Here is a 26,872-nt window from a genome sequence, read left to right as displayed (position 1 = left end):
CACGACGGGAAAATACCCGACCCGTGGAGCGTATGAGCGAGAGAAGAAGGTACCCGTGGCTGAATACTCCACCCCCGCCAACACCCCGCTGAGCGACGACCTCGTACGCCAGCTTCGCCAGGATTTCCCGATCCTCAACACTGAGGTCAACGGGCACCCCTTGGTCTACCTGGATTCGGGGGCGACCAGTCAGAAACCCCTTCAGGTTCTTGACGCAGAACGCGACTTCTACCTGCACGCTAACTCCGCTGTGCACCGCGGTGCCCACACCCTCGCGGTCGAAGCAACCGACCTGTTTGAGGATGCGCGTATCACCGTTGCGAACTTCGTCGGTGCCACTGACGAAGAAATCGTGTGGACCTCCAACGCAACCGAGGCACTGAACCTGGTTGCCTACTCCATCGGCAACGCCTCCCAGGGCATCGGCGGTCCCGCCGCCGAGCGTTTCGCGCTGAAGCCCGGCGACGAAATCGTCACCACGGAGATTGAGCATCACGCGAACCTCATTCCCTGGCAGATCCTTGCTCAGCGTACTGGCGCAACTCTGCGCCACATTCCCTCCACCGAGGACGGCCAGCTCGACTACGCGGCAGCCGAAGACATCATCAACGAGAAGACCCGTATCGTCGCGTTTACCCACGTCTCGAACGTGACCGGCGCGATTACCGATGTGCCCCGCATGGTCGCCATGGCACGCAAGCACGGCGCGCTCGTCGTGCTGGACGCCTGCCAGTCCGTACCGCACATGCCCGTAGACTTCCACGCCCTGGACGTCGACTTCGCGGCGTTCTCCGGCCATAAGATGCTGGCGCCCACCGGCATCGGTGCCCTCTACGGTCGTGCCGAACTGCTCGAAGCTCTGCCGCCCTTCCTGACCGGTGGCTCCATGATTACCCGCGTGGGTCTGCAGGACGCCGAGTATATGCCCGCCCCCATCAAGTTTGAGGCAGGTACCCAGCGAGTCTCGCAGGCGGTCGCTTTCGCCGCTGCTGTGCGCTACCTGCAGCACTTGGGCATGGAGAACGTTGAGGCGTGGGAACACGAACTGGGCACCCGCCTGGTTGAGGGAGTTCAGAAGATCGATGGTGTGCGACTGCTCGGCCCCACCGACCCCACCAAGCGTACCGGCTTGGTCGCCCTCGCCATCGAGGGCGTGCACCCGCACGATGTGGGTCAGCTACTCGACACCCAGGGTATCGCCGTGCGCGTGGGTCACCACTGCGCTCAGCCGCTGCACCGCTGCGCCGGTGTGACCGCCTCGACCCGCGCCTCCACCTACATCTACAACACCACCGAAGATGTGGACGCTTTCCTGAAGGCACTCGCCGAGGTGCGCCCCTACTTCGGCTTTTAAAGCAGATGCGTTAGAAGCCAACGCCCCAATTTTTCAGACATACCAACTGACGGAAGAAGATCACCGTGTCTCTTGAATCCCTGTACCAGGAAATTATTCTGGAGCATTCTAAGCAGCGCAGCGGCGAGCACCTCGTAGAGGTACCCGCCGGCCATGCAAGCGCCGATAACCACCAGTACAACCCCACCTGCGGCGACGAAATCAACCTGCGTGTGGTGCTCTCTGATGAGCTGAAGGATGGCGAGAAGACCATTGAGTCGATCTCCTGGGAAGGCGACGGTTGCTCCATCTCCATGGCTGCCGCCTCCGTGCTCTCTGAAATGGCTCCCGGCATGACCATCTCCGAGCTGCAGAGCCACGTGGATGCGTTCCGCGAGATGCTGCGCTCGCGCGGTAAGGTGACCCTGGACGAAGAGGAGTACGGCGATATGGCGGCTTTCTCCGGCGTTTCGAAGTTCATGGCGCGCGTAAAGTGTGCGATGCTCTCCTGGGTTGCGGTTGAGGAAGCTGCTAAGGAAGCAACCGCGAAGAACTAATTCTTTGCTGAGAGGGTAGGTTGGAATGTTCGGTCAGTAGCCAATATTTGAACGCCAATCGAAAATATCGAATGGAGCCATCGATAATATATTGCATGTAAGTGTAATGTTTTTCGATGAGCTTTTAGTGGTGAGTACCAAACGTGACTCGATCCGAGAATCTACTCCCTACTCTTTCCTGATATAAGATTTCTTTGATTTAAAACAATATGATGAAAACATGAGGCGGATACTACACTGTATCCGCCTCATATTTATATCTTTTCCTTTTTCCTCTAAAAAAGTGACTGGTAAAATAAAAGGACGAAGGGCGCCCAACCAGCACCCTCGAGAAACTCTTTTCGGACCCGCACACTCTGAGGCGACAGCGAGAAGAAATAGGACAATAGTAGAAAATATTTTCTCAATATTGCACATTCTTCTACTTATTCTTAGGCTCTCACTCTAGACAGCGGATATGTTTCTCACCCTCCGGTACTTCAACCACACCGGAATACCCATCGCCGCTACCAACCACAAGGAAGCCCCATGATTATTGGCTACGCCGCAGGCGCCTACGACCTTTTCCACTACGGCCACCTCGAGATTCTCCGCAAGGCTAAGGAAAACTGCGACTACCTTATTGCAGGCGTCGTGCACGATGACGTTCTGGAAGTGACCAAGGGTCGCCGCCCTGTCATCCCCATCGAAGAGCGTGCCGCCATCGTCAGCCACATTGACTACGTGGACGAAGTGCACGTCGAAACCACCCCTGACAAGCTCGAAACCTGGAAGCAGAAGCCCTTCAACGTCTTCTTCAAGGGCGACGACTGGAAGGGCACCGACAAGGGTAACGCCCTGGAAGCACGCTTCGCAGAGGTCGGCGTGGAAGTGCACTACTTCCCCTACACCGAGCACACCTCCAGCACCAAGCTGCGTAAGGTCGTTGACCTGCTTGAAGCAGAGCACGACCTGCGCGTAGAGATGCGCCGCTTCGCTGAGCTGCTCGGCGAACGCGAATACTCCGAGGCGATCATCGCCTCCTAAAGCTCCTACGCCCTCGTGGGGGGCGCTAGAGCTCATAGAGACTCATAAAGACACAGAGGATCCCCGCCGTAATTACTTACGGCGGGGATCCTTTGTATATTGGCGGTATATCAGCTACACCTCAAAGGTGAGCGTCTCATAAGCTTTAGCGCTGTGCCAGCCACTTCTCAGCGGAGGTGCCCAGAACCTTCAGCACGCGGCCAACCTGAGGCTCAGCCGCGGCTGCAATCTTCTTGCCCACCAGCGGGATGGAGCAGGAGACTTCACCGTTGACGTCCAGGCGGGTCTGCTCACCCTCGGGGGTCAGCTTCTGAGTAGCCTGAGCGGACACGGGAACGCCGTTGACCTTGACCTCGGTAGAAACGGTGCGGGAGCCGTCAGCAGCCGGTGCGCTTACAGTGTCCACCTGGGTCATAGCAACGCCGTTGCCGACGAACTTACGAGCGATGTCCGGCACGCGCTCAGCGGGCACGGTACGTTCGGTGGTTGCGGTGAACTCAGCGGAGGTGTCACCGGAAACGGAGAAGCTACCGAACTCAACGCCAACCTCGGAGCAGACGAAGCGTGCGAAGTCCTCGCTGGAGAATGCCTCGATAACCTGCTCAACGCTTGCGTTGATAACGGTCGATTCCTGAACTGCCATAATTGTTCCTTTCGTAGTGCGCGAAAACCCCGCGCATTATCCCTTCTAAGGATACGGTGCGCGGGGTTTCGCAACCAATGTAAAGACGCGAATCCACCTGAGAATATGCCGTGAACAAGGGAAAACGTCCGCAGCCTCTCACAGGGTGGTTGGAGGATTCGCATGCCGGTCTAAAAATGCGGGAAACACCTCCGGGTGGCTCCCACATCGCATCGCTAAGGATGCTGGGCTTAGAAAGCTAAAGCTTTTAGGCGCTGGGAGCCATTGCGTCGATGCGAGCCATCTCAGCCTTACCCGCACGGTGTGCGCGAGCAGCCTGCTTCAGGCGACCCCAGAAGGAATCCTTACGGTGGGTCTTGCCAGCGAGCAGATCCTGCAGTTCCTCGCTCAGCTGTGCTGCAGAAATCTCCGGGGTGGAGATGTAGGGCTCAGCGGTGCGGAACAGGGAGGGGTTCGCCAGAGCAAGATCCAGCTTGTCGAAGAGGTCTTCGCGGCTTTCAACAACAACAGCGTGGCCGCGCTTCTCCATCAGAGTGGTGAAGGGGACCTGGTGGTTGTCAACAACCTCATCGAACTCTGCGCGGCGCGGAACAGCCAGGGGCAGAGCGCCGGTGCGGCGTGCATCCTGGATGGAACCGGGGCCGCCCTGAACCAGCACTACGCGTGCGGTTGCGTAGTAGTCCAGCAGTTCGGATGCGGGAAGAAGCTTAAGGTTGTCTGCGTGCTTAATAGGCGCAGTGTGGCCGTGCTGCACGAGGCAGGTGACCTCGGGGTGAGCCTCAAGGTAAGCCTCAACCCAGCGCAGAAGACGATCAAAAGTGTGAACGTCGGTGCCGAGGGACACCACCAAATCGTAAGTCTTGGTAGGAATACGAACGGGCGCGACGGCAGGGGTAAATACGGGCAGGTCGAACTTGGAAGTATCAACACTGACGTGGGGGAAGTTCTGAATAGACATCGCCTATTCCTCTCTATGTATTTATCGGTAGTAACCCCGTATACCTGACGCAAAAATCCGGAGGGCATCATGGGTATACGCGGCGGCGTCGTGCCGGAGAAAATGGTGAGTAATCTCCGCATACGCTTCTCTGGCGAGTGGTTAGTTCGCTTGGATGGTGAGTCCACAGTGGAGCGCACGACTTATGCGTATCTGTATGTTTAATAAATACTATACCCTGAAAATAACGCCCCCAGCACACGCGGGGACGCCATTTCCAGGATAAATTCATCACTCTTAGAAAATGGGATGAATCACACGAGAATCAGGGAAATTCTCCTGCTGCTCCTCACTCTGAACAATAATTCGATCAGCAAAGGTGTACAGCATCTTGCCGGTCATCGTCGGCAGAGTCGGGCGGTCAAAACACTCAATATAAAGAGTCTTTACGCCAAAAAGTTTAGCCGCAACAAAGAAAGGAACAGCAACACCCGCACCCGCAGAAACAACCGCATCCGGGCGTTCCTTCGGGAAAATACGAAATGCCAAGAACAAATTACGAATAGCGTTCTTAATATTTCGAGTGGTCGGGTAATACGCCCAATAGGTCTTCTCATCAGCAAGAGAAGATTCAACATCGGGCTGCTTAAAGCTAACCCACACACGGTCATAATCCTGCCACGCAGCAGAAGTAGCCGTCAGATGCTTCAAGTGTCCGCCACTGCTAGAAACCAGCAGAAGCTTCTTCTTCGGTGCCTGAGAGGAAGTTGCCTCAGTCATAGTGTTCTCCTAAAGCCCCAATACAAGAGAAAAATAAGAAGAGAAGATAAGGGTGAGCTGCCGGGTCCGGCAACACCTGTATCAACAGCCCTGCCGCAACAGATCCGCCTCAACAGGCGTTACCTCACCCCACGCTCAAGGACGAAGGACTAACCCGCACAGAAGCGAGGCATCCATCAACAGAAACCCGATTACCCGCAATTACTCGCGGTCCAGGAACACAGCCAGAGCGTTCACGCCCTCAAGCTGATCCAGCTGAGCGAAGAGCTCACGAACCTGCTGCAGAGAAGTAGCCGCAGTCACCGGAATCAGAGCCACGCCGCCAGCTTGAACGAAACGCAGCTGGGTCGACAGGGGAGTAGCGGTGCTCAGGCTAATCACCAGAGGAGTCTCGCTCTTCTCAACCAGCGACTCGGGAGTGTGGCGGGTCAGAGCGTCACGAACCGAAGCGTAATCGGTGAAACGTGCGTATTCGGTGGGCAGAACGCGCTGCAGCATCTGGTACAGGTGCTCAACACCGCGGTCAGTACCGGGCAGAATGACAATGCCGGAAGCGCCAGCACTCTTCACATCGCCGTCGGGAGCACCCATGGTGCGCAGCAGCATGAACGCGTCATTCGCCTCCGAAGAGGAACCCAGCTCGTGAACCGGGATGCCAGCATCTTCCAGACGGTCAGCGTAACCAACGTGACGCATGGTGCGGTCACGACCGTAAGCCAGCACAGCACCAATCAGCAGACCGGCAACAGCACCAACAATAGCCATCTTCACCGGGCCAAGAGCCGAGGAAGAAGAAGGAACCTGAGCCTCGCTCATCACACGGCCACCGGTAGTAGAAGTCAGCTGAATCTGAGCGCGACGCTCCTGCAGCTGAGAAAGCAGACCCGCACGGTTGTTATCACCCTCGAGAGCAGAAATCTGCTCATCAATCTGGTGCAGAGCGGAATCAACGCTGCTCTTCAGAGACTCGGAACGAACCTGCAGGTACGCGTTTGCCATAGCGTTAGCGTAACGTGCAGCCTCCGTGCCGTTGGGGCGGGTTACCTCGATATCCAGCACAGCAGTCTGGGAGGTACCGGTCACCTTGACGGAGTTCATCAGGCGGCTGGTCAGCTGAGCCTCAGAGAGGGTATCGCCATTAGCAATCAGAGACTTCGCGGCGTTCTGCGCAACCTCACGAGAGGACGCAACGCGAGACTCGGTCGCAATATCTACCTTCGCGGAGTTAGCGCTACCGGTACCGGCGGGATCAACCACCATCGGGTAAACAACCAGCGATGCCTTAGAAGTGTACTTGCTATTGGTCATGTAGCCGTAGGCAGCACCCGCCACAGCGAAAACCACGACTGACAGCAGAATCAGCAGAGGGTGTCGGAAAATGCGACGTACCTGGCTGCCAAGGGTAACCGAGGAGGAATGAGAGGTGTTATCCATGAGGACATCCTAGAGGAAGAGAAACGGACACTAAATATCGGAGAAAAACGTAGAAGAAGAGGAAGGCTAAGACTTCGCGCGGCGGGCGGAAAGGAAACGCTCAATACCGAGAGCCTTACGGAAGCGGTACAGCACCGCACCGTACACCGGCACCAGTAGCACCACGTACACGATGACGCCCAATACGCTCTGACCCAAGAATGTCAAAGACACCAGAGCACACGCCGTTGGAACAGCCGCGCCCAAGAAGAGCGAAGGAGCCATCTCACGGACCGAAGCACGAATACCCACCAAACGGAACACCTGGTAGCTCGCCAAGAAGGTGTCAATCAGCAGAGCCGATGCCCACGCCGTCACCGCACCGTACAGGCCCCAGACCGGAACCAAGGTGAAGTTCAAAGTCACAGCCACCACCAGCGAGGAGAGCTTATTCAACAGCTGCCAGCGGCTCTTACCGCTCATCAGTAGAACAGACTGCACACCACCGGCACTCATCGACAGCATCGCCGCCGGGCAAATCACCCAGAGAATACCGGCGCCAGCCTCAAAACCCTTACCGAAGAAGCCCAGAAGAACCGGACCAAAGAACGCCAAGGAGAGGTAGAACGGCCAAGACAGAGCAGTCAACACGCGAGTAGTCGATAGGAAAATCTCTCGAGCACGATCGAGCTGACGAGTCGCCAACGCCGCACTAATCGACGGGCCGGTCACCACACGTCCGGTGTGCTCAATCATGGCACCCACACGAACACAACGGTTCACAGCACCATAGACACCACCTGCAGCAGCACCTAAGAACGCCGTCACCACCAGCACGTCAATCCACTCCAGAATCGTTTCCACAACGGTTGCGACACCGCGTGCAGAGCTGAAACCCCAGAACGAACGGAACGTCTCGGTCGGAGAATCCTCAGAAGGAAGAACCTCCAGATGCTCCTCCGAGGGGAACGCCCGCTCCAAAAGCCACAGGGCAACCACCGCGGTAATCGCCACCGGAATGGTCCAAGCGTAAACCAAATCCATGAGCTGACCCGAGAACAGAACCACCAAACCCACAGCCGCAAAACGCAGAGTAGGAAGCAGAACATTCTGCAGGAGCGTAAAAGTCACCACACGATGCAGACCACGCAGAGCGCCGAAGAACACCGTCATCAACGCCGCCACCAGCACGAAAGCGGAGCTGACGCGCATCGCCGCCTGATACTCGGGAGCCATCGGCACAATCCCGGTGTAGATGTAAACACCCGTCACCAGAAGCACCGAAGTCACCAGCGAAGGAATCAGACCGTAACGGATTAGCTGCGGCAACACACCGTAACGTCCCAGCGCCCGCTGAGCGCTCATCGTACGAACCAAGCCAGTATCCGCGCCGAAGGTCACCAGTGAAATCGCAATCGCGAACAACGCCATCAGACGGAAGAACTCGCCCGAACCCTCAGCACCAATACCATTCGACACCACCATCGTGGTCACAAATGCGATACCCGCACCGTACATCACGCACAGCGAAGCAAGAGAGCCGCTCTTCGCCAGGCTGGGCTGCTTACCCTTAGCGGGAGCTTTCTTAACCGGCGCGCTCTTTGCGGATGCGCTATCTGCCGGAACACCTGACGCGGAAGGCTTAGCCTTCTCAGTCAGAGTCTTTTCTTCCTGTGCCTTTTCTACAGACTCAGCAGTAGCCGGGGCAATCCGCCGGGAACCGGGCAGATGAGCACCCGCTACAGCGGTAGCGTTCGCCGCTGAGGAACCCGCCTCCAAAGAACCGGGCAACGACTCCTCGGAAGCAAAGCCTCGAGCCGGAGGCACAATCGACAGCGCCGTGGTCGCAGGAAAACGACCGGAACGGATGTCGTCCACCGTCGGAGCGAACTCATCAGCAGAAGATTCCACCTGCGAATCAGTCAGCTCCACTACCGGCTCCACGTACTCGCCGCTCTCACGTAGGCGTGCACGGCGGCTAGGGTGACCACCCGTCGAGTAGGCATCATCGAAAGCTGAAACCGCAGAGGTCTCTAAACCACGAGGGGACTGATTCTTCGTCATAGCCCCTCACCATCCCGAATGGAACGAATACATGCCATCGACGCGAGCATCAGAATGGTCAGCTGAGCGATATCGAAGCTGTAGAAGATGAAGACAACACAGCACGCTACCGGCACGCTATGGAGCCAATACCCGGACGTGGTCTTCACTCGTGCACCGCTTGCCACAGTGCACACCATGAAGAGCGCGAACAGCGCCAGACCCACGAAGCCAAAGCAGAACATCAGAGTCCACAGGTATCCCTGGGTACCCATTGACACGCCAATGCTCGGTTCCATACGCGGAGTGCCGTAACCAATAATCGGGGACTCCAAAGTCGCTTTCCAAGTAGCGCGGTAGAGCGCCGCACGACCACCGGTGGAGTCCGAGTAGTCCTGACGACCCAGAATATTATCCACGGTGCCCGACGCAAAGAGCGCCACAACCACAGCTACGATTGCCGCAACACCCATACCCACAGCACGCCAATTAGCTGCAAGGAACTGACGCAGCAGTACGTACGCTGCGCTGATACCCAGACCAATGAACATACCGCGGTTACTGGTCGCAATTGCCGGCACGGTAGAAAGCGCCATGCCGATTAGCAGTGCGATACGCAACCAGATGGAACGCAGACGCAGCAGGCACGCCAGCATCACCGGGGTGAGCAGGGTGTACGCCAGACCCCAACTATTCGCGTAAGGGAACGGCGCGGAGGGGCGAATATACGCCTCAGGCGCACCCCAAGGACGCTGAACCTCCGCCAGGGGAGGAAGCATGTAGTCGCGCACCAGCGGGTTCTGCATAAAGCCAGAAGGCATGATGAAGCTCATCGGGGTACGCAGACGGAACTCGGGGAAGAGAACGCCGCCGTAACCCAAAACAATCAGGGTCACCCACAGAGTTGCCAGACCGCCCAGCAGCCTATTGACGCTAATAGAGGAGCGCGCATTGTAGTAGTACAGGGCGTAAATGCCGGCACTGAGAATATTCACAAAGCGCAGACCCCAACCAATAATGTCGGTGGAACGGGTCAGAGCAAGTGCCGCAACAACAACCCACACGCAGAATGCACCCCAGACCCACAGGGAACCGGGAACACGCACATTACCTCGAATGATGAGGTAAAAAAGTATGATCGCTGCCAGTACCAGCGGTGCAATCTGAAGCAGCCCCAGAGCCCACAGCGCCGGGAAGCCGTACAGCAACGCCAGCAGAGGCCAGGCGGGGAGCTTCTTCTGCGCCGTAGACACCGGGCGGATGCGCGCGCGGGCACGCAGAATACCGCTAGGCGGCGTATTAACCGACCCGGCGGAATCCTTCAGAGCCACAGGCGAAGTACCCGGAGGGGAAAGAACGGAAGAGGAAACCATGTCTGTGCGATACCTGGTTAGAGACCTCGACCGGTCTTCTGGACGAGATCAAGAAGAGTAGCGGGCTTAATAATGCCGGTGGACACAACATACGCCGCCCAAGCACGAAGCTGCTTGGGGTCGCGGCGCAGAGCGGAGCGAGCGTAGGCACGCGCCTCCTTGTTGTTACCCAGCGACGCCTGAGCGTACGCAATCTGACCGGCAATACGTGCCAGGCCCTTGGGGTCCTGCTCAAATTCGGGGAACTTCCGCAGAATGTAGCTGAGGCCGTCAACCATGGACTGCCACTTGCCAGAGAAGAAGGAGGGGCGGTCCCAGAGCACCAGAATCAGCGGCTCGGGCACGCTCAGTACATCGCCGTGGCGGGTTGCGCGTAGCAACAGGTCGTAGTCTTCACCGTAGGCGGCGGGCAGCTCCTCATCGACCAGGCCGATGCGGGCAGGCTTACCATCAACGCCGAGCAGATCCTCGCGGGAGTACAGCATGGCGGAGGGGTGAATTTCGGTAATGCGCGAACGCAGGAAGTCCGCGAAGGTTGCGCGCTCGGGTGCCAGGCGTACGATGTCCTGACCGCCGGAGCGGACGGTAATACCCGAAGAGATAGCGGCTGCTTCGGGGTTTTCGCGCCAGAGAGCGACCTGCTGGGTGAGCTTGGAAGGCATCCAGTAGTCGTCGTCATCGCAGAAGCCAATCATCTCACCGCTGGAGGCGATGATGCCGCTATTGCGGCCGCCAGCCAGACCGCCGGAACGGGTATTGGAGACAATCTTCAGGGCACGGTTTTCGCCGACCTCAATATCCTCGAGGCGGTCGGGCTCAACACGGTCAAAGACGACAACAACTTCAACGAAACCGCGGTAGCTCTGCTCAAGGATGGAGCGGACAGCCACGCGCAACAGTTCGGGGCGCTTGCCGTTGGTCGCGATAACGGCGGAAACAGCAGGGTTGCGAGAGGTGAAGTGCATCATTGGGATTCTCCTTACTCAGCGGGGGTCGCGAGGCTAACGTACTTGCGACGCATGGACAGCAGGACGGTTGCGGCATTAGCCAGCAGAAGCAGCGCGTAGACGATAACGAATACGGGGCCGAAGCCAACAAAAATGTAGATCCAGCAGAGGGTGCCAGCGTCCATGTGCAGGTTGATGAAGGAGCGCAGGGGGCCACCGGTGGGAGGTGCCGCGGTCTTGCGGTTGTTGCGCAGCTGCTCAGCCAGAATCTGGCTCATGAAGTGACCGGCGGTCAGCGCGGTGAAAATCATGGGCATGGCAATAATCCAGCCGTTGAATGCGCTAGAGCCGGTAAAGGAGTAGTGCGCAGGGTACAGCAGGAAGGAGAGCAGGGTTGCCATGTGCACGGAGGGTACGCGGATAGAGTCGACCACGTGGTCGAGCCACTCACCGGCGGGGGAGGACGCACCGGTCACGCGAGCAACCTGGCCGTCAGCAGAGTCCAGGCCGTAACCGAGGGCGAAGAGTAGTGCAACGCAGATACCCACACCAACGCTGGGCGGGCAGGTAATCAGAACGATGAGGCCTGCCGCGGAACATGCAGCGGAAATAGCGGTGACACCGTTGGGGGTGATGCCCAGAGCGACAGCTGCCGCCGCGAAGTAGCGTGCTACTCGGCGGTTGACCCAGCGGGTGTAGGCGGGAACGCCGATGCCGGGCTTCTGCGCTGCCTCAAGGGAGCGCAGGGTGTGAGAAAACTTCGCAGAAAATCCTGACGCGGACGCGGAGTTTGGGGTGTGAGGTGCCTCAGAGGTGGACATGCACATTCCTTTTTAATCGGTGAGAGGAGTGAAGGAGAGTGAATTACTCCCTTTCGGGGTGGTTGCGAGAAAGTCCGGAAAGTCCCGCGCGCGAAAAAGAGGTGGTTGGTCCCTTTTTCACATACTCCACTATATAGATATTTTACAACGAGATAAAGTGCAACAGGGGACGTGTGGTCAGGGTCAGCAATTGTGTCGTAAAAAGCCGCTGACAATGCGCTTTAGTGCAGATTTGCGGGATCCATCGGGCAGATTTGGCGTGCTGTCAGGCGGGGTTATCGGCGCTTTGTTCCTGTGAATTCTGACTTTAGAAAACATTTCTGAATATTGTGCAGAGAGACAGATAACAGAAACACAAAAAACAAGAATATATGATGCAAAAAACACAGAAAAGCGGGTAACACACGCAAATGGGGTTTGATTTTCTGAATCATTCAGAAAATCAAACCCCATTTAGCTGAGATTGTCTAGAAGGTATTAGTTCCTTCGGGACTGCATCGGAACGCGGGTTCCGACTCCGTTATTGACGGCACGTCGCTCGCCCTGGTCGGCTGCCGCATTGTTCGCGTTATCAACCACGGGCTGCTCAGCCTCGTTTGCGGCGGGAGCTTCCGCCTCCTTGTCAGCTTCCTTCTCGGCGGGCTGCTCAGCAACCGGTGCCTTGGAAGTAGCCTGCAGATCGAAGCTCACGTTCGGGCGAACGTTACGTCGACTAATGCCCGCATGAACCTCAACTGCGATGAGGTTCTCGCCAGCCTTCAGCTTGGAAGAAGGAACGGTGAAAGTCACCGGAGTCTTCTGAGCCTCAGTGGTGTCAATCGAGCTCGATGCAAGCGAGCTATTCCACAGCTTTCCACGGGTGTCGAAGTTGGTACGACCAACTTCTTCACCGTTGACACCCACAGCAATAGCATCGTCCGCGTAAGTGGTCAGCACCAGGTCGCGGCTCGCCTGCTCACGGGTGAGGTGGACGGTGGTGTAGGCGTAGATGTTGTGGCGGGTACGCACGAGCGGAACCTTAACGGAGGTGTTGAGGTTACTAGCACCGACACCAATCGGGGTCTTGCCGGTCTGCCATGCTTCCTGCGCAATATCTTCCAGGCTGAAGTGGAAGTTGTACTTCCAACCGTACTTACGGTTGGGAGCCTGGGTAGAGACCATGTACTTCCAATCCGAGGCGTAGGGCAGAACAATCTGGTCCTTAGCGGCCTCTTCCTTCGGGTCCTCAGGCTTGGGATCGGCAGGCTTCGGGTCCTCAGGCTTGGGATCGGCAGGCTTGGGATCGGCAGGCTTCGGATCCTCTTCCTTCGGTGCCTCGGTAGTTGCTTCTGCACTCGGGGTAGCGCTTGCTGAAGCACTGGGGTCAGCGCTTGCGGTCGGATCAGCGGTAGGAGTCTCGGTCGCGGTCTCCGTAGGAGTCGGGCGAACCGGAGCTACCTGAACCGGAGTGGACGCAGAGTAGTTATCCGAGGTGTCCACAGCACGCACAAAGTAACGTGCGTTATCGGTGTGGTCAATCTCGAACTTCGTACCCGAAGTGCTTGCAATGACGCGGTCGTCACGCAGAATCTGGTAGCGGACACTACCGGTATCCTGCACAGCGTCCCAGGTCAGAACGTCCTTATCGTCCTTCAGCTCAACCTGCAGGTTCTGCGGGGTAGCCGGAGGAGTTACATCGCGAGCCTCAAAGCGCGCAAAACCGATGGTATCCTGAGTGCCGTGAACACCCAGCGAACGGTGAATATCGCCGCCAACCCACAGGGTGCCCTTCGAATCCACGAAGGACTCCCAGATACCGAAGCCATGGTCACCCTTAATAGAGGGGGAGAACTCCGGTAGCATCTTGCCGCTGTCCTTATCAAACGCAGCAACCAGCTTGACCGAGTGAATCACGCTCGAACCGCCCACGGGGGCCTGCTTGTTACGCGAATCCTGGTAGAGGAAGTCGCCGCAGTGGCAGGCGCCGTAAATGGTGTTGCCATGCAGGTGCAGATCCTGGAAGTCGCCGCCGTTACGGGTAATAGCAGTGTAGGTGGGGCTCAGGGAGGCCTTGTCGTAACGAGAGATGAGGTGCTCAGTACCGCCCACCCAGACACCGGAACCGGCGTCCTGAACGTCGAACTGGAAACCCCAAATCTTAGTTTCATTACGCAGATCAGAGACATTAGCGCCAGCAGGAATCTCAGAATGCTGGTACGCCCAGGGGCTACCCTTCTGCAGGTGCTGAGTAATATCAGCCACGCGGTAGGCAAGGCCGCCGTTGAGCCAGGTGAAGTAACCGGCTACGTAAACATGAGAGTTATCAGCGGAGGCACTAATACCGTTGACGGTGCCATTAAACACCTGACGCCAATTGCGATCCACGCTCACGATACCGGGCACGCCGTCAGAAGGCTCGCCCAGCTTAAAACGGGCAATATTGCGCGAATACGCAACACCCGCCTTTTCGCTTTCATGAATGTGGGTAAAGGTGCCGCCAATATACACATAGTCACCCTGACGGTGAATGGTCTTCACCGTCATGACCTCGGTGAGAATACGATCTTCGACTTTAACCTGAGCCCATTCAGGGGCAATTTCACCGGTCGTGGCGTCAACAACGACGAAGCTCTTATGCTCCTCACCGTTAACAAGCTTGAAGTTACCGCCAATAGCCAGACGGTTATTCGGCAGAGCCTCAACAGCCTTCACCTGACCATTAACAGTCAGCTTGAAGTCGCGGCGCAACTCGCCGGTCTCCGGGTCAAAGGCAGCAATATTAGACTGGTGAACCTTCTCGCCGGAAGACGACTCAAGGTACTCGAAGTCGCCACCAATAAACACGCTGGAGGTGCCGTTGCCGTGATCGACCTCGGTGATCGCCTCAACGTAGGTGTTCATCTCGTTGGTTTCACCGGTGAAGGTCCTAGTACTGGTTCGCCAGCGCCAGTCCGCCGAACGACTACTGGGCAGGGCGCGACGAGCGCTCGCCGGGGTACCTGAATCCGGGATAGCGCCCAGATTCAAATCATTCTGGGTCAGCTTCGGGCGCAGGAACATCTGGGTGTAACCGAATGAGGTTTCACCCTTACCGTCCTTACCGTAAATGTAAGAGTTCTGCGCGTCGGTCATCGCCGGCTCAGAGCCATCCTGCGAAATGGGGGCGTTTGCACCGTAACGGAAACCCATACGGTAATCCTGCGAAGCCATTTCCTCAAAGAGCATCGTCCTGAAGCCGTAGTTCTGGCCGCCAAGCATATGGTCTTCCCACGTGCCATCAGGCCAGTCCCTGCGGCCATTTTCATTGTAAGAAGAGAACTCGTCAGGGTTGGAGACTGTCGCGTTGGCCCAGATAGCGTTTGAACGCAGAGCCCAAGTCCACTCAGAAGTCTGGCGGCGATCAACCGTCGCCTCCTGCCACTTGGTGCCCGAGGTGTTCAGGGCACGGCGGAAACGATAACCATCAGGCAACTGATCGGGGCGGGTGCCGTTGAGCAGCTGAGAAATAGTGGTGCCCGAAAGCTGAATAGGGGTCTTTGCAGCAGGCACCGAGCTCAGAGCTTTGCCCTGCTCTAGAGTCAAACCGGACGACGCGGGTGCGGCATCACTGTAGAGCTGGGAGGTGTCGCCCTGACCTTCGTAGTTTTCGGTCCAGCCATCGCGGCCCTCACCAATCTTGACCCAACCGCCACCATCAGTTTCCTGATCGCAGTAGAACTGGGTAGGCTGGCTCATCGCGGGAGTGTACAGCCAGTAGGCGCCGCTCTTTGCCTCGGGGTTAGCCTGCTTGGCTTCCCAACAGCTGGCGGCAGCACGCTCGGAGGTCGTGCCATTGTAGAAAGCAGAGTCCCTTTTTTCCGCAGTCTGTTCGACAGCGGTACTCGGCGTAATAGCGGGGATAGCTACGGGCAAAGCCAAAGCCGTAGCAATGCTCAAGCAAAGAGTTGAGCGGGTTATAGCAGAACGTGAAAAGCCGGAGCCCGTCATGCCAAGGTGGGCTTTCATAATATCTCCAAATGAATGCCAAGAAATGTTATCGAGTGCGCATCAACATTAATGCGCTATGGATGATAATGCGCGGGTTCCAGCGAATCATAACTGGAAACCGGCATCTTTAATTAGACCCTAGCAATCAGGATTGTTCGGGAAATCATGGGTCGCAATCTTCCACTGACCATCGACCTGAACGAGGGTGTAAATATTGAGTGAACGCTTAGGAGAATTGTCATCCTTAACGGGCTGATTATTCTCGTCATAGATCTTCACCGAGGAAGAATCCATGCATACTTCCAGCATGCGCGCGGGCTGACCCTTGTACTGAGTTTCAGTCATACGGGGAGTGCCCACCACAGTGGAAGAACCTTCGTAGTGCCAGCCAGCCAGTGCGTATTCGGAAGCCTGCACGGCAAACTCAGCGGCAGCGGAATCCACAGCTACCGCCTCGATGGAGCGAATCGTCTCATCATCGAGAACAGCACGCGCCTGCTCAACGTTCTGCTGCTCGGCCTCTTCATCGCTACTCGGATCAGCGGTACGCTCGGGAGAAGGAGCTGCGGAAGGAGCCGCCTTGACCTTGGTCAGAATGGTCTCAAAAGAGTTAACCAGTTCGGTAGTCTTCTTAACTTCTTCAGCGTCAACGGGCACGGAAGAAGCGTTCTTCATTTCCTCAGCGCCAGTGTAAATCTCTTCAAGCTTCTGACCGTCAGAAGAAGTAGCCTCAGCATTTGCCTTGGGAGATGCCTCACCCGAAGCCTCAGCGGATGCAGAAGCGGTGCCCTGCTCAGAAACCTTAGGGGAAGCGCTCGAAGACTGAGCGGAAGAAGCGTGTGCAGAAGCGGAAACACTTGCGGAAGCAGAAGCGGAAGAAGAGCTATCGGAGCTCGGGTTTTCAGTAGCGCAACCGCTCAGAACCAGGGCGGATACCGCAACGGTGCCCAGGGTGCCCAGAAGCCGGGACCGGGAGGACTGCTTGAAGAATGATGACATAGGAAGCCTCTTTAGTGGTTGGAGTGAGAATGACTATATTCCGGAAGATAATACCTCGCACAATGGCAAAGCACCTAAAGGCTAACACGCAAAGCTGGGAAAACACTTAGACCCGCAAAAATAACGTTTTTATAAATGATGAGAATAAGCCCTAAATAATGCTCTATTTTTGCCCGAATGGAAGATAAATATATATCTCTGAATGAAAGAACCTTCATGTAAATGAATGAAATAGATTCACATTGTGCAAAAAAGTCCCGGGCTGGTCATGAACCAGCCCGGGACAATAGGGCGAACATCACTAAAATTCTTTGTCACAAAAGTGGATATTGCCCTGATGAGGGGTTATGCTGCCTGGACAGCCTCGGTACTTGCCGAATAGTTATCTGCAGTATCTACCGCGCGCACATAATAGCGGGCGCCATCGCGGTGATCCACCGAATAGCTCGTACCCGTAACCGTCGCAATAGGACGATCATCGCGCAGAACCTGGTACTTCACCCTGCGCTCGGAAATACCCGACCACGTCAGCTGATCCTTGGAACCGTTCGTCGTGACCTTCAGATCGCTCGGGGGAGCCGGAGGGGTCACATCACGAGGAGCATAACGCGCGAAGCCAATAGTCGGCTGTACGCCATTAGCGCCCAGCGACTTACGGATATCGCCACCAACCCACAGGGTGCCCGTGGAATCCACGAAGGACTCCCACACACCGTATCCATACGCGCCGTTCATAATCGGTGCGAACTCCGGCAGCATCTTGCCGCTGTCCTTATCGAACGCAGCTACCAGGCGAATGGTCTGAGCATTAGTCGCGTTCTCCCACTCCGAATAGACAGTGTCTGCGCCCTGGAAGAGGAAATCGCCGCAGTGGCACGCACCGTAAATAGTGTTGCCGCTCAGGTGCAGATCCTGGAAATCGCCACCCTCACGAGTAATCGCACTGTCCGTGCGGCGCATCGAGCTTTTCTCGTAACGGGTAATCATATGCTCGGTGCCACCCACCCAGACGGAGGAACCAGCATCCTGAACATCGAACTGGAAGCCCCACATCCTGCGCTCGTTTTTCAAATCCCAGGTTTGGGCATTCTTGGGGGTATACGAAGGACGGTGGTGCCAAGCTACCGGGTTCGTGCTACTGCCTTGCATATGAGCGAGACGGAACGCCTCCTGGTTATTCAGCTGGGTGAAGTAACCAGCGACGTACACATCGGCATTGCCCTCAGAAGCGCTCACGCCGTTAACTGTGCCATTAAAGACCGGACGCCAGTTCCAGTCCACCTCACCGTTGCTCAACTTAATGCGAGCCAGGTTCCTCGCATACGCGTAGGTGGGGGAGGTCTGGCCCTTCAAGTGAGTGAAGGAACCACCAATGTACAGGTAGCCATCACGCACGTGCAGGGTCTTAATCTGTACCGGTACGGAAGCAATGCGGCTAACCACGCGGATATCCCAGTCCTTAGCAACCTGACCGGTCTGCGGATCCAGAATTACAAAACCGTTGTAGTACTCGCCGTTCACCTGGTCGAAAGAACCACCCACAGCAAGCAGGCCGTTCGGCAGAGCCTCAACCGACTTCACCTGACCGTTAATCTTCGGGCGGAAGGAACGGCGCAGCTCGCCGGTACCCACCTCGTAACCAGCCAAGAAAGCCTGCTCAACCTTCTCGCCGCTTGCCGACTCAACATACGCGAAATCGCCACCGGTAAAGACAGCGCCACCGACCTCGGTGATCGCCTCAACCTGGGTGTTCATCTCGCCGTTCTTACCGGTTCCGGTATCAGCGCTGGTACGCCACTTCCACTTCTCGGAGTAGCTATTGGGTAGCGCGCGGCGGTTACTTGCCGCAGCGCCCTGCTGGCCATAATCATGCAGACCCTTAGCCACCAAATCGTTCTGAGTCACCTTCGGGCGCAAGAACATCTGGGTAAACACCAGAGGAGTAGTCGAATCATCCGCCGGGCGGTAAATATACGCCGAAGGACGGTTCATCAGGTAGGTCTCGGTCCACCAGGTAATCTGGGTGTTGCGACCGTAAGTGAAGCCCAACTTGTAGCCCTGTGACGCCTTCTCTTCGAAATGCAGAGAACGGAAATCATCAGAATCGTGGGTGAAGATGTTATCGGCCACCTGACCACGGTTGGTGTAGTCATAACGGTTACTGTACTGCCAGGTGTTTTTAACCGAAATATTTGACCAGAACATCTTCGAACGCAAAGTCCAAGTCCATTCGGTACTGGAATCACGGCGAGCCGTGAAATCCTGCCAGGTAGTACCCTCAACGTTCATCGCGCGATGGAAACGCACGCCATCGGGCAAATCCTGCGGACGGGTACCGTTCAGTAGCGCGTTCACGGTCACGCCGGAGAGCTGCACCGCATCAAAGCCGGTCGGGTTCTTATACAGCTGATCGGCATTACCGCGACCGTAGTAGTTCTCAGTCCAGCTCTCACGACCGCGGCCAATCATAACCCAGCCGCCGCCATCAGTTTCCTGATCGCAATAGAACTGCTCAGGAGCACTCATCGCAGGGGTGTACAGCCAGTACGCGCCGCTCTTGCCACGCGGATTATTCTGCTTAACCTCCCAGCAGCTCGCAGCCGCGCGCTCACTCGACGAACCGTCATAGTAGCGTGCATCAGCAGCCTGCGCGCCCGAAGCAATCGGACCCAAAGAAGCCGCAACCATCGCAAAAGAAGCAGCCGCCGCACCCAAAGCACGGGACCCGGAGCGAGAAGCTACGCGAGAGCCCTCAGAAGCGGAGGAAGCAGCACCCTGCGCGCGCCCTCCACGCGTGAACGGAAGAAAATTCATTTGTCTCTCCTAGAGACCTCAACCGGCACACAGCAGAAAACTGCAATTCACACAGCAGCACCAACCCCACACAAGGCACAGCATAGTGACCAGGCATCGGGGTAAGGGGGAAGCGTTATGAACTGCGCTAACAGCGAGTCTGTAGCCGGAATCAGTGAGTGTAGTTATCGGAAATTGAATGAATACGCCCCACCCCTCACGCACGAAGCCAACAATGGCACCGTACCCGTACGAAGCGGAACGCTAAAAATCTGTGAAGTTTCCTCTGTCGTACCAACAGCGAAGAAACACCACAGACAAAGATTCAGCCCATCATCGGAAGGACGGAAGTAACCCATCCGACGCAATGAATCCCAACCCATCATAGCCGCCACAGGGGCGAAGAGATAGCAAACTGGGAAATCCGGACCAAACCAAAACTATAGAGGGCATACACCCCGGGTGCACCGCCGCCTGATCCGGACCCCGCAAACCCTGCAGAGCCCGAACCAGGCGGCGGTTCAAAGAAACTAGATCAACAATCTGACCTAAGCCTGAGCAGCTCCCGTGGAAGCCGAGAAATTCTCAGATGCATCGATGGAGCGTACGTAGTAGCGAGTGCCATCAGTATGCTCAACCTCGTAGCTGGTACCAGAGACGGTAGCAATCACACGGTCATTACGCAGCACCTGGTAGCGAGCACCATTCTCTCGAACGCCAGACCAGGACAGCTTATCCATCGAACCATCACGCTGAACCGACAGGTTCGACGGAGTCGACGGGGCGGTCACATCGCGAGGAGCAAAACGAGCGAAACCGACAGTGCGCTGCTCACCATTAGCACCCAGCGAACGGTTAATGTCGCCACCAACCCACAGGTTGCCGCGAGAATCCACGAAGGACTCCCAGACACCGTAGCCGCTAGCGCCCTTCAGAACCGGGCTGAACTCGCCCACAACCTCGCCGCTGTCCTTATCAAACGCCGCGACCAAACGCATGCGGTGAACCGCCTTCGATTCCTTCCAGTAGGTGTGGTAACCGGTTGAACCCTCAAAGAGGACGTCACCGCAGTGGCACGCACCGTAAATGGTGTTACCGCTCAGATGCAGATCCTGCCAGTCGCCACCATACTTAGAAATCGCAGTGGAAATACGGCCGTAACCGTTCTTCGAGTAGTTAGCAATCAGGTGGTCAGCACCGGCAGTCCACACGGTCGAGCCAGCATCCTGAACATCGAACTGGAACGCGTACACAATACGGTCAGTAATGTTCAGCTTCAGCGAAGGCTCCCACTCCCACCTAATGTTCGAAGCATCCGAGCCGTTCAGAGCAGCCAGGCGGAAAGCACGCTGGTTATTCAGCTCAGTGAAGTAACCCGCAGCGTGAACAGTCGAGTTATCGGACGCAGCGGTAATACCGTTGACCGTACCGTTAAAGTTCGGGCGCCAGTTCCAATCCACCGCACCGTTCGAGAGCTTAATACGAGCGGCACCACGCGAGTAAGCGTACGCCTTAGACGTATTGCCCTTTACATGGGTGAAGTTACCGCCAATGTACAGGTAACCGTCCTGAACCAGCAGGGTCTTCACCTGAACTGCATCGCCATTACGGCGCTGAACCTGAAGATCCCACGTGCGGTCGATCTGGCCGGTGGTTGCGTCCAGAATGACGAAGTGGTTGACCTTCTCGCCATTAACCTCGGTGAACTCGCCACCAACCGCCAGACGGTTATTCGGCAGAGCCTCAAGAGCCTTAATCTGACCGTTGAAAGTCGGACGGAAAGAGCGAACCAGTTCGCCCGAATCCACGTTATAGCCCGCCAGGTACGACTGGTCCACGCGCTCGCCACCAGCCGACTCCACGTACTTGAAGTCGCCACCGGTGAAGACGGTGTCGCCCACCTGAGTAATAGCCTGAACGTAGGTGTTCATCTCGTTCTTCTTGCCGGTGCCAGTCTGCTCACTGGTGCGCCAACGAACGGGCATCGTGTAGCTATTCGGCAGAGCACGACGGTTGCTAGCGGCAGAGCTAGAACCAATTTGCGAGAAGTTCAAGTCACGCTGAGTCAGCTTCGGACGCAGGAACACCTGAGTAAAGGGGATGGAGTAACCAGCGGAACCACGCTTGTGGTAAATGTATGAATCCGGATTCTCATTACCGAAGTTCACCAGCGCACCGTACGCAAAACCAATCTGGTAGCCCTGGTTCGGGTTCGCGAAGAAACGAACAGAACTGGTGGTAATACCCGGAGCCATCTCCGAAGCATGACGACCCATATGAGCGGTGCGGTTAATGCCGGCACCGGTGAACTTCACGGTGCCCCAACGCTGACCGTAGCTCATCGCCCAGGTCCACTGCTCAGTCTGAGGACGCTGAACATAAACGTTCTGCCACTGGGTGCCCCTTGCATTGTGGGCACGGTGCAGGCGCATGCCATCGGGAAGGTCCTGAGGCTTAATGCCGTTCAGCAGAGCATCGACAGTGTTTGCGGGAAGCTGGACGGGAGTAAAAGCGGATGGACCCGTGGGGTTCTGGTGCAGTTGATTTGGGTCGCCGGTGCCGTTGTAAGACTCGGTCCAACCCTCACGACCGCGACCAATCATGACCCAGCCGCCGCCATCAGTTTCTTGATCGCAGTAGAACTGCGCCGGGCCGCTCATCTGCGGGGTGTACAGCCAGTAAGTGCCAGAGGAGGCAGAAGGATTAACCTGCTTGACCTCGTAACAGGAAGCAGCCGCTTTATCGCTGCTGGAACCGTCATGGGTTCCGGTTGCAGCCGAGGCGGGAGTAGTAGGAGTAAGAGGTGCCGCAGTAAAAGCAGTACCAAAAGCGAGTGCGAAAGCACCCCACTTCTTAGCAGACCATGAATGGGCATGGCGCTTTTCAGCGGGTTTGTTCGTGTATGTGGTTGTCATATGCGTCTTTCTGATGCGACGTTCCGGAAGAAACATCGAAAGATACGGTGAATTTAGCGCACTAGAAAAACCGCAGTAAATACTGAAAACCTGAGGTTGGTTGGAAGAGGTAAACAGAATCCGGAAGGGGATATACTGTCTGGTTTTGCTCTAAGTGTTAATGATTAGGGTACAGGATTAAGCTGTGAAAATAATGGTGCACAAAGTGCAAAGATGCCCATGAGTGTGTGATTTGCACCCCATGCGATGAACGTTGTGACACAGGAACGGACACGGAAGAAAACCATACTCAAATATCACCCACGAAAGCGACAACCGAGTGCAAAAAGGAATATATTCCATCACAGAGAGTACAAGAGAAAAATGCCAGAAAAGCGGACAAGTCCTACAATGGAAAAGCCGCAAAAAACACCCCAAAACGCACAAAAAGCACCGTGAAATAAAGGCAAATTCACTCGGACGCCCCAAACCGGCACCGCCCAATACCGACCATCCATAGCAGCCCTCCACCAGCTCAACCGCCGCAAGCGAAGACCCCAGACTCAGGAGAACCCGTGAGCACCACCCGAAAAGCTACCGCACAGCCCCTCGAGGCACCCCTGCACCCCCTCCTGAACACCCTCAACCAACTCAGCAGCTGGGCCGCGATCCGCACCGCCGCCTCCGCGAAGCCCGCTGAACGTAGCGCACGCACCCTCATCGGCGCCGTCGGAGGAACACACGCCGCGCTCATTGCCGATATTTCCGCCGCCGTACGCGGAACCACCCCCGAAGCGCTCAGCCTCATCATCGCCCCCACCGACCGCCAAGCAGAAGACCTCGCCGCAGCCCTGCGCTCCTACCTGCCCGCCGCCGACATTGCGCTCTTCCCCGCCTGGGAAACCCTGCCCCACGAACGCCTCTCACCGCGCTCCGACACCGTAGGCCGCCGCCTGCAGGTACTGCGCGCCATGACCGGGGAAGCTGCTAAACGCCCCCAGGTCGTTATCGCACCCGTACGCGCGGTCATCCAGCCCATCGTCACCGGCATCGAAAAACTTGAACCCGTGCACCTGGTTCGCGGCGAAGAATACCCCTTCAAGGATGTGGTGCGCGGTCTCAACGACGCCGCATACTCCCGCGTAGACCTGGTTGCCAAGCGCGGCGAATACGCTGTACGCGGCGGCATTATCGACGTCTTCCCGCCCACCGCCACCACCCCCGTACGCCTCGAATTCTTCGGCGACGAACTCGACGAAATGCGCCACTTCTCCGTCGCCGACCAGCGCACCCTCAGCGGGGGAGAAGAGCTCACCGAACTCACCCTGCTGCCCTGCCGCGAACTGCTCATCACCCCCGAGGTCATGAGCCGCGCCGCACGACTGAAAGCCGACTACCCGGCAGCCGCAGCCATGCTTGAGAAGATTGCCGGCGGAATCTACGTCGAAGGCATGGAATCACTCACCCCGCTACTCATCGAATCCATGAACACCCTCACCGAGCTGTTGCCGGCTGGGTCCATGATCATTAACGTCGAACCCGAGCGTGTGCGCGCCCGCGCCGAAGACCTCGTCGCCACCAACGAAGAATTCCTCGCCGCCGCCTGGGACACCTCCGCAGAAGCCGACGCAGTAGCACCCATCGACCTCGGCCAGCTCCGCATGAGCGACAGCGGATTCCGCACCATCGACCAAACCACCACACAGGCACTCGAAGCCAAACTCAGCTGGTGGGAAATCACCGAACTCGTCACCGACGCAGACCTGCTCGAAGACGCCGCCGCAGGCGCACTCGAAAACCAGAGCATTGCCGACGCCATCGAAGATGGCATCGACACCTACACCGTCAATGCCACCCCCGCAACCGCATTCAACGGTTCCGTCGAACGCATGCTCAGCCAGGTTGGCGAGCTCATCCAGCAACAGTGGACCGTCCTCGCCCTCACCAACGGCCGCGGCTCCACCGACCGCCTCATCGACCTCTTCCACTCCGGCGAAGGGGCACCCGCCGTACCCGCAGCCCGCCGAACCAGCCTCGAAGCCGACCCCGCCGGGGACCTCGAACACGGCATCGTCGAGGTCTGCGAGGCGCCCGCCTCCGCAGGCTTCCTCATCGAGGAGGCGAAGCTCGCCGTCTTCACCGAAGCCGAACTACTCGGACGCCGCGGTACCTACGCACCCCGAGGCGCCGCAGGACAGAAATTCAAGACACGCCGCCGCCGCAATGCGGTTGACCCGCTCGCACTGAACCCCGGCGACTACGTGGTGCACGAACGCCACGGCATCGGCAGGTTTGTCGAGATGACCTCCCGCCCGGTGGCGGGCGCCTCCCCGGTCAACGGTGTGCAGCCCATGAAGGAATACCTGGTCATCGAGTACGCCCCCGCCAAGCGCGGTGGTGCACCCGACCGCCTCTTCGTGCCCTCCGACCAGCTGGACCTGATCTCCAACTACGTGGGTGGCGAGAACCCGAGCCTGTCCAAGATGGGCGGCAGCGACTGGGCTAAGACCAAGTCCCGCGCCCGCAAGGCAGTCAAGGAAATCGCCGCCGACCTGGTGAAACTCTATTCGGCACGCCAGGCATCGCGCGGTCACGCCTTCGCCGCAGATACCCCCTGGCAGCGAGAGCTGGAAGAGTCCTTCCCCTACAACGAGACTCCCGACCAGCTCACCGCCATCCACGAGGTGAAGGAAGACATGGAGAAAGAAATCCCCATGGACCGCCTCATCTCTGGTGATGTGGGCTTCGGCAAAACCGAGGTTGCCGTACGTGCCGCGTTCAAGGCGGTGCAGGACGGCAAACAGGTTGCCGTGCTCGTACCCACGACCCTGCTCGCGCAGCAGCACTACGAGACGTTCAGCGAGCGCTTCTCGGGATTCCCCGTGAAGATTCGTGTGCTATCCCGCTTCCAGAAGGCGAAGGAAACCCGCCAGATTACCGAAGAAATCGCATCCGGCGCGGTGGACGTGGTGATCGGTACCCACCGCATCCTCTCGGACAGCGTAGTGTTCAAGGACCTGGGCCTGGTCATCATTGACGAGGAACAGCGCTTTGGTGTGGAACACAAGGAAAAGCTCAAGCAGATGCGCGCCAACGTGGACGTGCTCGCCATGAGTGCAACCCCGATTCCGCGCACCCTGGAAATGTCGCTAACCGGTATTCGCGAGACCTCCACCCTTGCCACCGCGCCGGAGGAACGCCACCCCGTGCTGACCTTCGTCGGTCCCCGAACCGACAGCCAGATTACCGCCGCAATCCGCCGCGAGCTCATGCGTGAAGGACAGGTGTTTTTCGTGCACAACCGCGTGGCTGACATCGACGATGTTGCCGCGGAAATCGGCAAGCTCGTGCCGGAGGCGCGCATCGCCACTGCCCACGGCCGCATGAGTGAATCGCGCCTGGAGCAGATTATTGTGGACTTCTGGGAGCGCCGCTTTGACGTGCTGGTGTGCACCACCATCGTGGAGACCGGCCTGGATATTTCGAACGCGAACACCCTCATTGTCGACCACGCCCAGAACTACGGTCTGAGCCAGCTACACCAGCTGCGTGGCCGTGTGGGCCGTGGCCGCGAGCGCGCCTACGCTTACTTCCTGTACCCGGTGGATAAGACCCTCGGCGAGATTGCACACGAGCGTCTGAAGGCTGTAGCGACCCACAATGAGCTGGGCGCTGGCCTACAGCTTGCGATGAAGGACCTGGAGATCCGCGGTGCCGGCAACCTGCTCGGCGGCGAACAGTCCGGCCATATTGCCGGTGTCGGTTTTGACCTGTACCTGCGCCTGGTCGGCGAGGCTGTCGCAAACTACCGCGGCGAGAAGGAAGAGCGCGAGGTCGAAACGAAGATTGACCTGCCCGTCAATGCGCATATTCCGCACACCTACATTGATTCTGAGCGTCTGCGCTTGCAGGCGTACCGTCAGATTGCTGCAGCCGACACCGAAGAGAAGATCGCGGAGGCTCGCGAGGAGCTGGTCGACCGTTACGGCGAGCTGCCGGAGGCGGTAGAGAACCTGCTTGCCGTGGCGACGGTGCGTATGCACGCCCGTGCCGCCGGTATTCATGAACTGGTGGTGTTGGGTCCGAAGGTTCGCGTGGTAACCGCTACGCCGCTGCCGGAGTCCCGCCAGATGCGCCTGAAGCGCGTGTACCCTGGCTCCACGCACGCCCAGCCGAAGGGTATGGACACCTGGCTGACGCTGGTTCCGCGCCCGAAGACCATGCCGGTGGGCGGCAAGGACCTGGTGGACGGCGCGATGCTGCAGTGGGCTGAGAAGTTCATCAACTCGATTTATGCCGAGAAGCCGCAGGCTCTCGAGGAGTAGAGACCTACAGGGGCAGGTGCCG

16 protein-coding genes are annotated in these 26,872 nt (G+C 57.6%); 4 read left to right on the top strand and 12 right to left on the bottom strand.

The features are described 5' to 3' along the window. Window positions 1-55: 55 nt before the first annotated feature. The 3 genes from HMPREF2942_RS02875 (at window position 56) to HMPREF2942_RS02865 (ending at window position 2,916) form a co-directional block, all read left to right on the top strand. Window positions 56-1,354: an aminotransferase class V-fold PLP-dependent enzyme gene (locus tag HMPREF2942_RS02875; RefSeq protein ID WP_049355935.1), complete on the top strand. Its 1,299-nt coding sequence runs from the start codon at window positions 56-58 to the stop codon at window positions 1,352-1,354. Window positions 1,355-1,419: 65 nt separating this feature from the next. After that, window positions 1,420-1,890 carry a Fe-S cluster assembly sulfur transfer protein SufU gene (gene sufU / locus HMPREF2942_RS02870; RefSeq protein ID WP_049355937.1) on the top strand — a complete coding sequence of 157 codons (471 nt, stop codon included), beginning with the start codon at window positions 1,420-1,422 and terminating at the stop codon, window positions 1,888-1,890. Between the two features lie 528 nt (window positions 1,891-2,418). Further along, window positions 2,419-2,916, top strand: coding sequence for an FAD synthase family protein (locus HMPREF2942_RS02865; protein WP_005506961.1), 498 nt, complete (start codon window positions 2,419-2,421; stop codon window positions 2,914-2,916). 145 nt (window positions 2,917-3,061) lie between these two features. Here the strand turns inward: HMPREF2942_RS02865 and HMPREF2942_RS02860 are convergent, their stop codons facing one another. The 12 genes from HMPREF2942_RS02860 to HMPREF2942_RS02805 form a co-directional block, all read right to left on the bottom strand. After that, complete coding sequence (locus tag HMPREF2942_RS02860) at window positions 3,062-3,559, bottom strand: DUF2505 domain-containing protein (RefSeq protein WP_070688332.1); 498 nt, start codon at window positions 3,557-3,559, stop codon at window positions 3,062-3,064. Window positions 3,560-3,806: 247 nt separating this feature from the next. Further along, window positions 3,807-4,517 (bottom strand): glycosyltransferase, encoded by a 711-nt coding sequence (locus HMPREF2942_RS02855; protein WP_070688331.1) that lies wholly within the window; start codon window positions 4,515-4,517, stop codon window positions 3,807-3,809. Window positions 4,518-4,793: 276 nt separating this feature from the next. Continuing rightward, window positions 4,794-5,276 carry a PssD/Cps14F family polysaccharide biosynthesis glycosyltransferase gene (gene pssD / locus HMPREF2942_RS02850; protein ID WP_049327955.1) on the bottom strand — a complete coding sequence of 161 codons (483 nt, stop codon included), beginning with the start codon at window positions 5,274-5,276 and terminating at the stop codon, window positions 4,794-4,796. A gap of 201 nt (window positions 5,277-5,477) precedes the next feature. Further along, entirely contained in the window at window positions 5,478-6,710 is a 1,233-nt protein-coding gene (locus HMPREF2942_RS02845) for a Wzz/FepE/Etk N-terminal domain-containing protein (RefSeq protein ID WP_070688330.1), read from the bottom strand. A gap of 66 nt (window positions 6,711-6,776) precedes the next feature. Then, window positions 6,777-8,753, bottom strand: a complete 1,977-nt coding sequence (locus HMPREF2942_RS02840) for a lipopolysaccharide biosynthesis protein (protein WP_070688329.1) — start codon at window positions 8,751-8,753, stop codon at window positions 6,777-6,779. Further along, window positions 8,750-10,105: an O-antigen ligase family protein gene (locus tag HMPREF2942_RS02835; RefSeq protein ID WP_049345167.1), complete on the bottom strand. Its 1,356-nt coding sequence runs from the start codon at window positions 10,103-10,105 to the stop codon at window positions 8,750-8,752. Before HMPREF2942_RS02835 ends, HMPREF2942_RS02840 begins: the two co-directional genes overlap by 4 nt. Window positions 10,106-10,122: 17 nt before the next feature. Beyond that, a complete protein-coding gene (locus tag HMPREF2942_RS02830; protein WP_049345168.1) occupies window positions 10,123-11,073 on the bottom strand; it encodes a glycosyltransferase family 2 protein in 951 nt (316 codons plus the stop codon). Between the two features lie 11 nt (window positions 11,074-11,084). Continuing rightward, window positions 11,085-11,873: a CDP-alcohol phosphatidyltransferase family protein gene (locus HMPREF2942_RS02825; RefSeq protein WP_070688328.1), complete on the bottom strand. Its 789-nt coding sequence runs from the start codon at window positions 11,871-11,873 to the stop codon at window positions 11,085-11,087. A gap of 477 nt (window positions 11,874-12,350) precedes the next feature. Next, window positions 12,351-15,764 carry a fibrinogen-like YCDxxxxGGGW domain-containing protein gene (locus HMPREF2942_RS02820; RefSeq protein WP_246824335.1) on the bottom strand — a complete coding sequence of 1,138 codons (3,414 nt, stop codon included), beginning with the start codon at window positions 15,762-15,764 and terminating at the stop codon, window positions 12,351-12,353. A 213-nt stretch (window positions 15,765-15,977) separates the two neighbouring features. Further along, entirely contained in the window at window positions 15,978-16,838 is an 861-nt protein-coding gene (locus HMPREF2942_RS02815) for a hypothetical protein (protein WP_070634144.1), read from the bottom strand. A 345-nt stretch (window positions 16,839-17,183) separates the two neighbouring features. Beyond that, window positions 17,184-19,652, bottom strand: coding sequence for a fibrinogen-like YCDxxxxGGGW domain-containing protein (locus HMPREF2942_RS02810; protein ID WP_070688326.1), 2,469 nt, complete (start codon window positions 19,650-19,652; stop codon window positions 17,184-17,186). 527 nt (window positions 19,653-20,179) lie between these two features. Continuing rightward, entirely contained in the window at window positions 20,180-22,546 is a 2,367-nt protein-coding gene (locus HMPREF2942_RS02805; protein WP_070688325.1) for a fibrinogen-like YCDxxxxGGGW domain-containing protein, read from the bottom strand. Window positions 22,547-23,100: 554 nt separating this feature from the next. Between HMPREF2942_RS02805 and mfd the strand changes: the two genes are divergently transcribed. Continuing rightward, window positions 23,101-26,850 carry a transcription-repair coupling factor gene (gene mfd, locus HMPREF2942_RS02800; RefSeq protein WP_070688323.1) on the top strand — a complete coding sequence of 1,250 codons (3,750 nt, stop codon included), beginning with the start codon at window positions 23,101-23,103 and terminating at the stop codon, window positions 26,848-26,850. Window positions 26,851-26,872: the final 22 nt, after the last annotated feature.

Origin of the sequence: Rothia sp. HMSC071C12, assembly GCF_001813895.1 — a bacterium.
Lineage (GTDB): Bacteria > Actinomycetota > Actinomycetes > Actinomycetales > Micrococcaceae > Rothia > Rothia mucilaginosa.
Note: the sequence above shows the minus strand (reverse complement) of the source record. Positions and strands in the feature narration are given on the sequence as shown.

What these genes read in the sequence shown, in the direction of transcription:
- HMPREF2942_RS02865 (WP_005506961.1), top strand. Translation starts at nt 2,419, where the DNA reads ATGATTATTGGCTACGCCGCAGGCGCCTACGACCTTTTCCACTACGGC.
- HMPREF2942_RS02830 (WP_049345168.1), bottom strand. Translation starts at nt 11,073, where the DNA reads ATGATGCACTTCACCTCTCGCAACCCTGCTGTTTCCGCCGTTATCGCG.
- HMPREF2942_RS02840 (WP_070688329.1), bottom strand. Translation starts at nt 8,753, where the DNA reads ATGACGAAGAATCAGTCCCCTCGTGGTTTAGAGACCTCTGCGGTTTCA.
- HMPREF2942_RS02855 (WP_070688331.1), bottom strand. Translation starts at nt 4,517, where the DNA reads ATGTCTATTCAGAACTTCCCCCACGTCAGTGTTGATACTTCCAAGTTC.
- HMPREF2942_RS02815 (WP_070634144.1), bottom strand. Translation starts at nt 16,838, where the DNA reads ATGTCATCATTCTTCAAGCAGTCCTCCCGGTCCCGGCTTCTGGGCACC.
- pssD (WP_049327955.1), bottom strand. Translation starts at nt 5,276, where the DNA reads ATGACTGAGGCAACTTCCTCTCAGGCACCGAAGAAGAAGCTTCTGCTG.
- HMPREF2942_RS02805 (WP_070688325.1), bottom strand. Translation starts at nt 22,546, where the DNA reads ATGACAACCACATACACGAACAAACCCGCTGAAAAGCGCCATGCCCAT.
- HMPREF2942_RS02835 (WP_049345167.1), bottom strand. Translation starts at nt 10,105, where the DNA reads ATGGTTTCCTCTTCCGTTCTTTCCCCTCCGGGTACTTCGCCTGTGGCT.
- HMPREF2942_RS02825 (WP_070688328.1), bottom strand. Translation starts at nt 11,873, where the DNA reads ATGTCCACCTCTGAGGCACCTCACACCCCAAACTCCGCGTCCGCGTCA.
- HMPREF2942_RS02810 (WP_070688326.1), bottom strand. Translation starts at nt 19,652, where the DNA reads ATGAATTTTCTTCCGTTCACGCGTGGAGGGCGCGCGCAGGGTGCTGCT.
- HMPREF2942_RS02845 (WP_070688330.1), bottom strand. Translation starts at nt 6,710, where the DNA reads ATGGATAACACCTCTCATTCCTCCTCGGTTACCCTTGGCAGCCAGGTA.
- HMPREF2942_RS02860 (WP_070688332.1), bottom strand. Translation starts at nt 3,559, where the DNA reads ATGGCAGTTCAGGAATCGACCGTTATCAACGCAAGCGTTGAGCAGGTT.